Consider the following 13,683-nt stretch of genomic DNA (forward strand, 5'->3'; position numbering starts at 1 on the left):
GTTTACCTCTTTTTCTTCAGGCGCGCGCTATCCAAAGATGCGCAGTGGTCGGAGAGCGCCGGCCTGCCAGGCCTGGCGACAACTGCTCAAGGTTACGTGACCAGCGGCGAAAGGGTCAAACCGGCTACTCGTGCGTTGGTGGGCCAGCCGGCCGTGCCGCGGCCCGGCGCCGCCTGGGTCGCTCGGCAGCCGGCGCGTTGGCGACGGGAACGTCGGGTTCGCCGGAGTCCTGGTCGGAGTCGTCATCGAGGTCCTCGTCGAGGTCGAGATCCTCTTCTTCGTCGTCGTCGGCGCCGTCGTCGTCGAGGTCCTCGTCTTCGATGTCCTCGTCGTCGTCGAGTTCGACTTCGTCATCATCGTCGTCGTCTTCGTCGGTGTCCTCGTCGGTGTCCTCGAAGTCGCCGTCGTCCAGATCTTCCTCGGCGACCTCGCGGGCTACCTGCTCTTCGACGGGCTCGTCGGCGTCGTCTCGGCCTTCGCCGGCCGCCTCATCGGTGAGGTCGGCGTCGTCGGCGTCCTCGTCGGGGCGACCGTTGGCCGCGGCCATCGCCTTGAACATCGGATGCTCGCCGGGTGCGTGGGCAGGCACCTTGGCCACCACGGTGTCCTCGGCCTTGTTCTTCTTGGAGCGCCGTCCGCGTCGGCCGCCCTCGGATTTGCGTCCGGTCCCCGAGCTGGAGTCCACGGGATCGGCGTGCAGCGTGATGCCGCGGCCATTGCAGTGCGGGCAGGTGCTCGAGAACGCCTCGATCAGCCCGGTGCCCAGCCGCTTGCGGGTGAGCTGCACCAGCCCCAGCGACGTCACCTCGGATACCTGGTGGCGGGTGCGGTCCCGGGCCAGCGCTTCGGTCAGCCGGCGCAGCACCAGGTCTCGGTTGGACTCCAGCACCATGTCGATGAAGTCGATGACGACAATTCCGCCGATATCGCGGAGCCGCAGCTGGCGGACGATCTCCTCGGCGGCTTCCAGGTTGTTCTTGGTAACCGTCTGCTCGAGGTTGCCGCCCGAACCGGTGAATTTGCCGGTATTGACGTCGACGACGGTCATGGCCTCGGTGCGGTCGATCACCAGCGTGCCGCCCGAGGGCAGCCAGACCTTGCGGTCCATCGCCTTGGTCAGTTGCTCGTCGATGCGGTGCACGGCGAACACGTCGGGTCCGGTCCCGCCGTCCGGGCTGGCGGCGCTCTCATATTTGTTCAGCTTCGAAACTAGTTCGGGTGCAACGGAGTTCACGTAGTCGTTGATGGTTTTCCAGGCTTCGTCACCGGAGACGATCAGTTCGGCGAAGTCTTCATTGAACAAGTCGCGGATGACCTTGACCAGCACGTCGGGCTCTTCGTAGAGCGCGACGGCGGCGCCGGCGGCCTTCTGTTTGGTCTCGGCGGCGGTGGCTTCGATCTGCGTCCAGCGTTCCTGCAGACGGTTGACGTCCGCGCGGATGTCGTCTTCTTTAACGCCTTCGGAGGCGGTGCGGATGATCACGCCGGCGTCGGGCGGCACCACCTCTCGCAGGATTTCCTTGAGCCGCTGGCGTTCGGTGTCGGGCAGCTTGCGGCTGATCCCGGTCGACGACGCACCCGGCACGTACACCAGGTAACGCCCCGGAAGCGACACCTGGGTGGTCAGCCGCGCCCCCTTGTGCCCGACTGGATCCTTGCTGACCTGCACCACCACGTAGTCACCGGGTTTGAGGGCCTGCTCGATTTTGCGGTTGGCCCCGCCCAGGCCGGCGGCTTCCCAGTTCACCTCGCCGGCGTAGAGCACACCGTTGCGGCCGCGACCGATGTCGACGAACGCTGCCTCCATCGACGGCAGCACGTTTTGCACGATGCCCAGATAGATATTGCCCACCAACGACGCCGAGGCCGCACTGGTGACGAAATGTTCGACGACGATGCCGTCCTCGAGCACGGCGATCTGGGTGTAGCGCGCGCCGGGGTGTGGCGGTTCAGTGCGGACCTTGTCGCGCACCACCATCACCCGCTCGACGGCCTCGCGGCGGGCCAGGAACTCGGCCTCGCTGAGCACCGGGGGCCGGCGGCGGCCGGCGTCGCGGCCGTCGCGGCGACGCTGCCGTTTGGCCTCCAGCCGCGTCGAGCCATTGATGCCCTGGATTTCGGAGCTGTCGTCGCTGTTCTTGTCGGCGCGTGGGGCGCGTTCGTGCACCACGGTGTTGGGCGGATCGTCGGGCGAGGGGTTGTCGTCGCCGTCGTCGCCGGAACCGGCCTTGCGACGACGTCGGCGCCGCCGGCGCCGGCTGCCGGCGTCCGTCGAGCCGTTCTCGTCGTCCGACTCGCCACCGTCAGCGTCGTCCGACTCGCCACCGTCGGCAGCGGCCGAATCCTGTTCGGCATCGGCGTCGTCGGACTGACCGCGGTTGTCCGGTCCGCCCTGCTCGCCGCGACCGCGGCCACGACCGCGCCGGCCGCGGCGGCGTCGCCGGTTGGCCGGGCGATCAGTCTGTTCGTCGTCGCTGTCTTCGTCGTCGTCGTCGGCGTCGTCCGCGTCAGCGGAGTCGTCGCTGGCGGTCTTCTCGATCGGCTGCGGCGCGACGAACAGCGGCATGTATTCGGGACGCTCAACCGTCGTCTCGAGCATGAGCCGGGATTCGGGTTCGTCTGACTCAGCGGTCTTGGCCGCCTCTGCCTCCACCGGGTGTGCAGCGGCCAGCAGGTCGCGCACCCGGACGGCGTCGACGCGATCCACGCTGGAATGCGCGCTGCGGATCCGCCCGTCGAGCTCGGTCAGCGCGTCGAGCACGCGGCGGCTGGTTGTGCCCAGCGCCCGGGCCAGCGAATGGACCCTTAGCCGGTCGGGTAGGTCCTCGTGCCGGGACGCGTCTTCTGGAAGGTCTGAGGTTGGGGCATCGTCTATCACGTAATCTCCTCAAGCCCCCGGGCGCGTCGTGCAGACGCGGCCACGCGAGGGCTTCGTTATGTACCCGGGTCACTTCTCCCGGGCTTGTGATGGTCTCGCCCCGAGCGGCTCGTATGGAACCCACCCGGCGCCGGTCTGAATGATGGCTGGACACTCGGCGCCGCACCACGGATCGCGGTGGTCGCGCTTGTCTAAGTCTTCATTCGGGCTTCGGACGCCGGTCCGGCGACGTTCACCCGTCTTCCAGTATCCCATACGGTCGGCTCGAGGTGGACCAAGTGCGCCGAGCTGGCGCGTACCCCACCCGCCGAGCAGACGCAAAAGCTCCTTTTCACCCAGCGTGTCGGGGACTTTTGCGTCTTCTCGGCCCGGCTAGCGCCCGGAGAACCAGAGCGCGATCTCGCGTTCGGCCGACTCCACCGAATCCGAGCCGTGCACCAGGTTGAACTGGGTTTCCAGCCCGAAGTCGCCGCGGATGGTGCCGGGCGCGGCCTTCTCCACCGGATCGGTAGCCCCGGCGAGTTGCCGCACCGCCGCGACGGCTCGCGGCCCCTCCACGATGGCCGCGACCACCCCGCCCGAGGTGATGAATTCCAGCAGGGGCTCGAAAAACGGCTTGCCCGTGTGCTCCGCATAGTGATCGCGGGCCAGGCCCTCGTCGACGTCGCGCAGTTCCAGTGCCCCGATCGTCAGGCCTTTGCGCTCGATTCGGCCCAAGATCTCACCCACCAGGCGCCGCTGCACGCCGTCGGGCTTGATCAACAGCAAAGTCTGCTCAGTCACGGCGCACAGCGTACCTTGCTGCTCAATCGGGGGGTCGCTGCTGGCCGGGCAACATGCCGCGTTGCTGGCGACGCAAAACCTCGGCGCGGAAATACGCGATCAGCCCCCACACGCCGGCAAAGACCAGCCCGATGAACCCGATACCGGGGTACACCAGGAAGCCGGCGATGAGCACCAGCTGCGCGGCCAGGTTCACCCAGATGGCCCACGGCCGTCCCTGCAGCCCGGCCAACAGCACCAAGAGCACCGCCAGCCCGATCAGATACCCCAACGCGACCGGGGTGAGGCCGCCGCCGACCGCGCCGACCACCGGCAACGCCAGCAGGACCACGATCGCCTCCAGGATCAGGGTGCCGGCCATCACGCCGCGAAAGCTCTTCCACGGGTCGACGCTGGTCATTGGCGCCGCTCCTCCTCATCGCTTCGCTCTGCATCGTCGTCGGCGCGGCTCACGCGGGGTCCTTGCCGAACAGGCTGCGGGCTGCGCCGGCGGTGACCACCGACCCGGTGACGACGATTCCGGTTCCGGAGAACGCGTCGGTGTCGGCGCCCGCCTCGTCGACCAGCGCGGTCGCGATCTCGATAGCGTCGGACAGGTTCTCGACAGCATCGACGCGGTCGGGGCCGAAGCGCTGCTGCGCGGCCAACGTCAGCGTTTCGACATCCACCGCTCGTGGGGATCCGTTGTGCGTCACCACGATTCGATGCAAGACCGGCTCCAGCGCGGCCAGGATGCCGTCGACGTCCTTGTCGGCCAGCACACTGAGGACCCCGACCAGGAACTGGAAGTCGAACTCGTCGGCCAAAGTCTGGGCCAGCGCGGCCGCCCCGGCCGGATTGTGCGCGGCGTCGATGAACACCGTCGGCGCGCTGCGCATGCGTTCCAACCGGCCCGGGCTGGTGACGGCGGCGAAGCCGGCCCGCACCGCGTCGACGTCGAGCTGGCGGTCCTTGCCCGCACCGAAGAACGCCTCGACCGCGGCCAACGCCACCGCCGCGTTGTGAGCCTGGTGCTCGCCGTGCAGCGGCAGGTGGAGGTCGGAGTACACCCCGCCCAGCCCCTGCAGCTCGAGCAGCTGTCCGCCGACGGCAACCTGGCGGCTCAGCACCGCGAATTCGGAGTCCTCGCGGGCCACGGCGGCATCGGCGCGCACTGTTTGGGCCAACAACACCTCCATGGCCTCGGGAACCTGCCGGGCGATGACCGCGACGGTGTCCGGCGCGCCGGTTTCAGCTTTGGTGATGATGCCCGCCTTCTCGCCGGCGATCCCGGCGATATCCTCCCCGAGGTATTCGACGTGGTCGATGCTGATCGGGGCGATGACGGCCACCGGTGCGTTGATCACGTTGGTAGCGTCCCAGCGGCCGCCCAGCCCGACCTCGATCACGCCGACATCGACCGGCGCATCGGCGAACGCAGCGAACGCCATCGCGGTGAGGACTTCGAATTTGCTCATCGCCGGCCCACCCGCGGACTGCGACTGCTGATCGATCATCTGCACAAACGGCTCGATCTCACGGTAGGTCGACACGTACTGCGCCGGGCTGATCGGCGTGCCGTCGATGGCGATGCGCTCGATGGCCGACTGCAGATGGGGGCTGGTGGTGCGGCCGGTGCGCCGGTGCAGCGCGGTCAGCAGCGCATCGACCATTCGCGCCACCGAGGTTTTGCCGTTGGTGCCGGCGATATGGATCGATGGATAGCTGCGTTGCGGCGAGCCGAGCAGGTCCATCAGCGCGCTGATCCGCGTCAGGCTGGGCTCGATTTTGGTTTCCGGCCAGCGCTGGTCGAGCAGATGTTCGACCTGCAGCAGCGACGCGATCTCGTCGGGTGTGGGTAGTGAGCTCACATCGCGGCCAGGCGGCTGGTGATCCGATCGACTTCTTCGCGGGCCACTCGCTGGCGGTCGCGGATCTTGTCGACGACGGCCGCGGGCGCCTTGGCCAGGAAGGCGTCGTTGTCGAGCTTGGCGCTGGTGCCGGCCAACTCCTTGCGAGCGGCGGCCAGGTCCTTCTCCAGGCGGCGGCGTTCGGCCTCGACGTCGATGGTGCCCGAGGTGTCGAGCTCGACGACCACGGTGGAGCTGCTGAGCCGGACCTCGACGGAGGCCGACGGGCTGAAATCGGTACCGGGCTCGGTCAACCACGCCAGCGACGTCACTGCGGGCACTTGACCGTCCAGGCCGCCGATGCCCGACAACCGGGCGGGCACCTTCTGCCGGTCGGCCAGACCTTGATCGCTGCGGAACCGGCGGACCTCGGTCACCAGTTTCTGCATATCGGTAATCCGTTGCGCGGCAATCGGATCGAGTGTGATCCCGGACGGCTGCGGCCAGTCGGCGATCACCAGCGATTCTCTTCCGGTCAGCGCTTGCCACAGCGTCTCGGTGATGAACGGGATCACCGGATGCAGCAGTCGCAGCAGCGTGTCCAACGCGACGGCCAGCACCGCGTTGGTGTGCTCTAGCCCGGCGGACAACTGGGTCTTGGCCAATTCGACGTACCAGTCGCAGAATTCGTCCCAAGTGAAGTGGTACAGCGACTCGCAGGCCCGGCTGAATTCGTATCTGTCGAACGCAGAATCGACTTCGGCGCGCACCTCTTCCAGCCGACCCAGAATCCAGCGATCGGCGTCGGTCAGCTTGTCGGACTCGGGCAGCGGCGCCAGCGCCGCGCCGTTGAGCAGTGCAAAGCGGGTGGCGTTGAACAGCTTGGTGCCGAAATTGCGCGACGCCCGCACATGGTCTTCGCCGAGGGACAAATCCCCGCCCGGGCTGGCGCCGCGAGCCAGGGTGAACCGCAGCGCGTCAGCGCCGAACTTCTCCACCCAGTCCAGCGGGTCGATGCCGTTGCCCTTCGACTTGCTCATCTTGCGGCCGAACTCGTCGCGGATCAGGCCGTGCAGATACACGTCGGTGAACGGCACCTGCGGTCCGCGACGTCCCTGCAGGGTGATGGCGTCGTCGTCGCCGACAAAGGTGCCGAACATCATCATCCGGGCCACCCAGAAGAATAGGATGTCGTATCCGGTAACCAGAACGCTTGTGGGGTAGAACTTTTCCAACTCTGGTGTGTGGTCGGGCCAGCCCATGGTGGAATACGGCCACAGCGCCGAGGAGAACCAGGTGTCCAGGACATCATGGTCCTGCTGCCAGCCCTCGGGCGGCGCCTCGTCGGGGCCGACGCACACCTGCTCGCCGTTGGGCCCGTGCCAGATCGGGATGCGGTGGCCCCACCACAGTTGTCGCGAAATGCACCAGTCGTGCATGTCGTCGACCCAGCCGAACCAACGGGGCTCCAGGCTGGCCGGGTGAATCACGGTGTCGCCATTGCGCACTGCGTCGCCGGCTGCTTTGGCCAGTGATTCCACCCTGACCCACCACTGCAGCGAGAGCCGGGGTTCGATCGGTTCGCCGGTGCGTTCGGAATGCCCGACGCTGTGCAGATAGGGGCGCTTCTCAGCCACGATCCTGCCCTGCGCCGCCAGCGCCTCACGCACGGCAACCCGAGCGTCGAACCGGTCCATCCCGTCGAATTGTGTTCCAGTGTCCGCGATCCGGCCCTTGCTGTCCATGATCGTGAGCATCGGCAGTTGGTGCCGCAAACCGATCTCGAAGTCGTTCGGGTCGTGAGCCGGCGTGACTTTGACTGCGCCGGTGCCGAATTCGGGATCGACGTGCTTGTCGGCGATGACGACGAGCTGCCGGTCCACGAATGGGTGGGGCAGCGTCGCACCCACCAGGTCCCGGTAGCGCTCGTCGTCGGGATGCACCGCGATGGCGGTGTCGCCCAGCATCGTCTCCAACCGGGTGGTGGCGACCACGATGTGCGGTCCGTCCAACGCCCCGTAGCGAAACGACACCAGTTCGCCTTCGACGTCGTCGTATCGGACTTCGAGGTCGCTGATCGCGGTTTCCAACTCCGGCGACCAGTTGACCAGCCGCTCGGCCTGATAGATCAACCCGGCGTCGTAGAGCCGTTTGAACATGGTCCGCACCGCCCGCGACAGGCCGTCGTCCATGGTGAACCGGTCGCGGCTCCAGTCCACGCCGTCGCCGAGCCGGCGCATCTGGGCGCCGATCGTGCCACCGGAGTCATGCTTCCAGTCCCACACTTTGTCGACGAACAGCTCGCGGCCGAAGTCCTCTTTGGTCTTGCCGTCGACGGCGAGCTGCTTTTCCACCACGATCTGGGTGGCGATGCCGGCGTGGTCCATGCCCGGCAGCCACAGCACCTCATAGCCCTGCATCCGCTTGCGGCGGGTCAGGACATCCATCAGGGTGTGGTCCAGCGCATGGCCCATGTGCAGCTCGCCGGTGACGTTGGGCGGCGGCAGCACGATCGAATAACCGGGTTTGGCGCTGGTCGCGTCCGCGGTGAAGTAACCGGCGTCCACCCAACGCTGGTAGATCGCGTCCTCGACCGCGCCCGGCTCCCACGATTTGGGTAGGGCTTCGCCCCGGGTGTTGACGGGGGGTGTAGGGCTGGCGGTCACCGCTCAATTCTAGGAAGGCGCCGCTCCCACGCCGACCGCCGCCCTTGTGCGGTGCGTTACTTCTTGCCGCCGAACAGTCCGCCGAGGATCTCGCCCGCTTTGCTGCCCAAAACGTTGCCCAAGACGCTGCTCAGGGATTTGTTGCTGCCCGACATTCCGCTCAGGATGCTGCCCAGCACTTCGTTGAGCCCCCCGCCGGCGCCCTCCTGCCCCGCGGGCGCCGTCTTGCCGCCGGTCATTTGTTTACCGATGTAGGCCAGCACGATCGGCGCCAGAATCGGCAATAGCTTGCTGAACAACTCGTTGTCTCCGGTGGCGGCGCCCGATAGCGCCGATGCCACGCGGTCCGGGTCGTTGCCGCCGAAGATTTTGGCGATCGCCTTCTGGCCGTCGGCTTGGTCCACCTGGTCGACACCGATCCCGGTATCCAACAGTCCTCTGGCGGCGTGATCGCTGGCCGCGGACTCGATTGCGGACGCGTGGTCGGGATCTTGAGCGTTTTGGTGCAATCCGCCGACCAGTACCGGCACCAGCAGGTGAACCGCGCTGGTGACTTCCGACTCGTCGACGTCGAGTTGGGCGGCAATATCCCGGGTGGGGATCTGGGCGAAAAGATCGTCAAGGCCGGCCATGTGTCCGTCCACCTAACGTTGCTGGGATCTGGTGAGTCGTGCTGACACTAAACCGAGCGGATGCTGCTGGACAACGATTCGAACGGCCGATCAGGCCAACCGCACGGTGTCCAGCGACACGCCTGCGGCCGGGAACCGCGCCAGCAAGGCATCCCCCATTGCGGCCGCCGGCGTGAGCACGCCGTGCAGATCGGAAAGCTTGTCACGGTCCAATGCGAGTGCCAGGCCGCACTCGCCGAGCAGCACCGACGTCGCCTTGTATCCGGGATCGCCCTGTTGGGCGATCGTGGACCGATATCGCGCGCCGGTCGTGGTGGTCGTGTAGGTCTCAGCGCAGTAGTGGCCGCGCTCACGGGCCTTCTCGCTGGGACCGGTGCCCGGTTTCGGCACCAGTCGCTGCGCCAGTCGGCGCGGCAACAACCGGAAGTAACGGCTGGCCAACCCGAACGTCCCGATGCTGACGCCGGTGAACAGCGCTGAGACCGCCGGCGCCACAACCGACGAACCCATGCTCATCGTTTCGCTGTAGCGGAACTTACTGCCGTACGCCCAGTCCAGTAACGCATTGCTGCGGCGCACAATTCGGGTGTTGTACGGCGCCATCGCGAAGCCCGCGGTCCAGACTCCGGCCAGTTCGGGTGCGATGTCCCGACCGCGGCGCCAGCGCAGATCCGGTTGGGGACCCAACTCCGGCTCGGCCGCACGGTCGGTGCTCAACGTGTAGGGGTCGTTGAGCTGTCGCCGGGCCTCGGGGTCGCTGGATGAGGTGTCGAACACTTCCAGCATCGACGCGGCGGTGCCGCCGGAGACCCCGCCGGCGAAGCGGCGCAGTACAAAGCTGGTGTCGCCTAACTCGCCGGTGCCGTCCTCGCTGACCTTGCGGTACAGCGCGAAGGCGGTCAGATCTGAAGGGATGGAGTCGAATCCGCATGCGTGCACGATGCGCGCACCGGTGTCGGCGGCCTGCTTGTGATATTGGTCGATGCTGTCCCGCACGAACATCGCCTCACCGGTCAGGTCGGCGTAGTCGGTGCCGGCCGCGGCGCAGGCGGCCACCAGCGGCAGCCCGTAGCGGGTATAGGGGCCAACCGTGGTGATCACCACTTGCGTGCGGGCGGCCATCGCATCCAGCGTCGACGGCGACGACGCGTCGGCCTCCACCAGCGGCCAGGACTGCGCCGCGGCGCCCAGGCTGTCGCGCACCCTGGCCAATTTTTCGGCAGACCGGCCGGCCAGCGCGATACGCGCGTCGCCGCCGGCACGGGCGAGGTATTCAGCGGTGAGCTTCCCCACAAAGCCGGTCGCCCCGTACACCACAATGTCGAATTCGCGCTGCGTTCCCGTCACGGCGCCGACGCTACTCCGAGGATTTCGGGCAGCTCACCGCTCGGCCCACTCCGCAGCCCACATCGTCGCCGGGTTAGGTTCGGCCCATGGCGCAGCAGATCGTCGTGGTCGGCGCGGGCATCGCGGGACTGGCAACTGCGGTGGCGCTGCAGCGCTGCGGTTACGCCGTCACCGTGATCGAAGAGCGCACCGACACCTCGTCGGGGGCCGGAATCAGCATTTGGCCCAACGCGCTGGCCGCGCTGGACCGCATCGGCCTCGGCGACGCCGTCCGCGAGGCCGGCGGCCGGATCACCGCGGGTGCCATGCGCTGGCGCGACGGCTCGTGGCTGCGCCACCCGACCCCCGAACGGATCGTCAGGGCGCTTGGTGAGCCCTTGGTAGTGGTGCACCGTTCGGCGCTGCGCGACATCCTTGCCGGAGCGCTGGCGCCGGGCAGTGTGGAATACGGGTTGGCCGCTACCAGGCTCGTTGCGGGCGCCGACGGCGTGCGGGTCGAGTTGTCGGACCGCACGGTCCGGGCGGCCGACGCAGTGATCGGCGCCGACGGGACCTACTCAGCGGTGGCCCGCCACCTCAACGGCGCGCTGAGCCACCGTTATGTCGGCTACACCGCATGGCGAGGAGTCGCCAGCTACGCCATGGATCCGGAGCTGGCCGGGGAGACACTCGGCCCCGGCATCGAAACCGGCCACGTCCCGATGGGGCCGGATCAAACATATTGGTTTGCCACCGAACGCGCGCCCGAGGGACAACGGGCGTCCGGCGGAGAGCTGGCTTACCTGCAAGCAAAGTTCGCCGGCTGGCCCGATCCCGTCGGAAGCATGCTGGCGGCCACGCCACCAGCCGACGTATTACGCAACGACCTTTACGACCGCGGTCCTGCCCGGCGCTGGGCGCGTGGACCCATCCTGCTGGTCGGCGATGCGGCCCATCCCATGCGGCCGCACTTGGGCCAAGGTGGCTGCCAAGGATTGGAAGATGCCGCGATCCTGGCTGCGTTTGTCGCACGAGGCGCCGACTTGCCGACCGCGTTTGCCCGGTTCGTGGACTTCCGCCGGCGGCGGGTCATGCCTTTGGTTCGTGAGTCGGCATTGATCGGCAAGGTCGTCAACCTGCGTCCGGCGTTCCTCAGCGCGGCCGCCAGCCGGACCACAATGCTGGTCCCGGAGGCGGCGCTGACTCGCCATCTGGCGTCTGTGGCAGCCCGCTCGGCGTTCGTGCTGCCCGCATAAGCGACGGTGCCGGGCCACACAGGCCCGGCACCGTCTCTTAGAGCTTCAGGTCAGCCGCGTCGGCCGCAGACCGGCCACGCGCCGATGCCCTGCGAATGCAGGACGTTCTCGGCCACCCGGATCTGTTCCTCGCGGCTCGCGTTGGCAGCCGAACCGCTGCCGCCGTTGGCCCGCCACGTGCTGGGGGTGAACTGCAGGCCGCCGGAGTAGCCGTTACCGGTGCTGATCGACCAGTTGCCGCCGGATTCACACGCCGCGATCGCATCCCAGTTCACGCTGTAGGCCTGGACGGGAGCGGGAGCCTCCTCGGGAGCCGGCTCGGGCTCCGGGGCGGGAGGCGCCTCAGGGGCCGGCGGCAGAAACCACGGTGCCGGTGGCACGTCTTCCGGTGCCGGCGGCAGGTCTTCCGGCGGCGCCGGCAGGTCTTCCGGCGGCGCCGGAGCGGCCGGCGCGTCGTCAAACGCCACGTCCTCCACGTTCACGGGGCCGACCGGCGCGTTGAGGTCGACGTCATCCGCGTAGGCGGTGGCAATCGGCGCGGTGGCAAGCACTCCGGTGAGCGCCGCCAGAGTCAGCGTCTTGCGGACGTAGTTCAATATCGTTCCTTTCGCGGTGCGCGCGCGCCAAAGCAAGCCCACAGATGTGGACTGGGATGCCTGTACAGGCGGGATTGCTGCTTCAGAACGTGCCGTCTCGTTCAGGCACGACAGCGGGGGCACGATCTGCCCGGCGGGCCTAGTGGCCCGGTGGCTGCGGGGCGACAGTGCCGTCCGCAGCCCCGCTCACACGCGGGTCCGTGGATTCGATTTTGTGTTGCCCATGTTTAGGGCCGACACGGACCGTACGAGACGAGATTGAATTCGTCATCTTCGACACGCCGGCTATCTCGGTTCAATAACGGCCACATCACAGCGGCTCAAATAATTGTCTTCCCTGGTCACGTACGGCTTTTGCGTTCACGTCGGCAGCGGCCCATAACTGCGCTATCGTGAGCCAAATCACGGCAATATTGTGAACTGCACCACGTCTTTCCCCACGTCTGGACCGCGTGATCGGCCAGAGCCAACGCGCCACGGTGTGTTACAGGAGTGATTACCAGGCGCTAGAGCGGATTTCGATTCTTCGTGATGGATCAGAGATCGCGCTTCGAGGAAGGAGAATATCTCAGGAACTACGCGCTTTGCGTCGAAATACAAGCACGCCAGCGTATTTCAACATTATCAACTTTGCCACAATGCTGCTCCTGTACCGCCGGAGCGAGTCCATGGCATCGCCATTGCTCGCCAAACATGTTGCCAAGCAAACACTTTCATAACCAGCATCATGCAGTGGAAAACCACTCCCGCCGCAGCTCCGGGCGGACCGCTATGTAACCCTATGGCACCACAGTGGCGGAAAACCATTGCCTGACTTGTAGCATCGCCGCGCAAGCGACGTAGTCAAAATCGGCTTCGCTTGCTAAATCCGTTCCGCCCCAATGGCATTCAGATTCTAGCTGAGCCGAAGCGCGCTCATGGCTGGGGTCCGCGAAGAATAGAAGCAAGAAATTTGCATCTTCGGTTGGAAATTGGAGAATTAATGGTCGTCATGACACCAGCAATTATCACAATGGTCCGCTTGGAAATGGATAAACTTCGCCGTGCTTACCGGCCGACAATTCCCGGCGACCCACCCGTCTCGGCGTCGACCCGAACGGGTGCGCTAGGGCGCAGAGGCTGACAGCGTGCGCAGATCGTCCGCCGAGTTGACGTTGGTCAACGACCGCGAGGACGGCAGCACGATGCGCTGGGCGTCGGCACCGTCGACCAACGCGCGCATCCGGCGCTCGCCGGCGGCCACCAACACGTCGACCCGCTCGGCGAGGTCGGTGCGGTAAACGGCCGCCAGATAGTGGTCGCGACCGTCCCAGGGCAATACCACCTCGGCGTCTATCTCTTCGGCGCCATCGGCCAGGGTGTCGATCAGATCGACAGTCAGAAACGGCATGTCGACGGCACACACGAAGGCGCGCTTTGCGCCGGCTTCACGAGCGGCGCGCAGTCCCCGCCCAGTCGCGAGCAGCGGACCCAGGCCACGGATTTCGTCGCGCACCACCTCTGCCGATAGCTGCGGCAGCGGTTGTCCGGGTGCTGCGACGACGAAAACCGGTTGGCAGCGTTGGCTGACGATGTCCACCACGTGCTCGACCATCGTGGTGGGGTTTCCGCTGCCGGCGATAGCCTGCGGAACCGGAAGCGTGGCCTTGTCGCGGCCCATTCGACGCGACGCTCCCCCCGCCAGCACTACCCCAGCCAGCGAGGCCGCCATGGCCGT

Annotated in this window: 10 protein-coding genes; 1 reads left to right on the forward strand and 9 read right to left on the reverse strand. The window is 66.9% G+C overall.

What is annotated here, in order from left to right:
- Window positions 1-124: 124 nt before the first annotated feature.
- From rne to AC5Y5W_RS09440, 7 genes are all read right to left on the reverse strand, one after another.
- Window positions 125-2,878, reverse strand: coding sequence for a ribonuclease E (gene rne, locus AC5Y5W_RS09410; protein ID WP_500010363.1), 2,754 nt, complete (start codon window positions 2,876-2,878; stop codon window positions 125-127).
- A 372-nt stretch (window positions 2,879-3,250) separates the two neighbouring features.
- Window positions 3,251-3,661, reverse strand: coding sequence for a nucleoside-diphosphate kinase (gene ndk, locus AC5Y5W_RS09415; protein WP_500010364.1), 411 nt, complete (start codon window positions 3,659-3,661; stop codon window positions 3,251-3,253).
- A gap of 22 nt (window positions 3,662-3,683) precedes the next feature.
- Window positions 3,684-4,061, reverse strand: a complete 378-nt coding sequence (locus AC5Y5W_RS09420; protein ID WP_500010365.1) for a DUF4233 domain-containing protein — start codon at window positions 4,059-4,061, stop codon at window positions 3,684-3,686.
- Window positions 4,062-4,110: 49 nt separating this feature from the next.
- Window positions 4,111-5,511 (reverse strand): bifunctional tetrahydrofolate synthase/dihydrofolate synthase, encoded by a 1,401-nt coding sequence (gene folC, locus AC5Y5W_RS09425; RefSeq protein ID WP_500010366.1) that lies wholly within the window; start codon window positions 5,509-5,511, stop codon window positions 4,111-4,113.
- Window positions 5,508-8,156, reverse strand: a complete 2,649-nt coding sequence (locus AC5Y5W_RS09430; RefSeq protein ID WP_500010367.1) for a valine--tRNA ligase — start codon at window positions 8,154-8,156, stop codon at window positions 5,508-5,510. The genes folC and AC5Y5W_RS09430 overlap by 4 nt, the downstream gene beginning before the upstream one ends.
- A gap of 56 nt (window positions 8,157-8,212) precedes the next feature.
- Window positions 8,213-8,788, reverse strand: coding sequence for a DUF937 domain-containing protein (locus AC5Y5W_RS09435; protein ID WP_500010368.1), 576 nt, complete (start codon window positions 8,786-8,788; stop codon window positions 8,213-8,215).
- Window positions 8,789-8,878: 90 nt separating this feature from the next.
- On the reverse strand, window positions 8,879-10,135 hold the full coding sequence (locus AC5Y5W_RS09440; RefSeq protein ID WP_500010369.1) for a saccharopine dehydrogenase family protein: 1,257 nt from the start codon (window positions 10,133-10,135) through the stop codon (window positions 8,879-8,881).
- Window positions 10,136-10,221: 86 nt separating this feature from the next.
- Here AC5Y5W_RS09440 and AC5Y5W_RS09445 point away from each other — a divergent pair, with 86 nt between their 5' ends.
- Complete coding sequence (locus AC5Y5W_RS09445) at window positions 10,222-11,370, forward strand: FAD-dependent oxidoreductase (RefSeq protein WP_500010370.1); 1,149 nt, start codon at window positions 10,222-10,224, stop codon at window positions 11,368-11,370.
- A 50-nt stretch (window positions 11,371-11,420) separates the two neighbouring features.
- Here the strand turns inward: AC5Y5W_RS09445 and AC5Y5W_RS09450 are convergent, their stop codons facing one another.
- Entirely contained in the window at window positions 11,421-11,966 is a 546-nt protein-coding gene (locus AC5Y5W_RS09450; RefSeq protein WP_500010371.1) for a transglycosylase family protein, read from the reverse strand.
- A gap of 1,105 nt (window positions 11,967-13,071) precedes the next feature.
- Window positions 13,072-13,677 carry a molybdenum cofactor guanylyltransferase gene (mobA, locus tag AC5Y5W_RS09455; RefSeq protein ID WP_500010452.1) on the reverse strand — a complete coding sequence of 202 codons (606 nt, stop codon included), beginning with the start codon at window positions 13,675-13,677 and terminating at the stop codon, window positions 13,072-13,074.
- Window positions 13,678-13,683: the final 6 nt, after the last annotated feature.

The organism is Mycobacterium sp. NGS51, assembly GCF_059812525.1.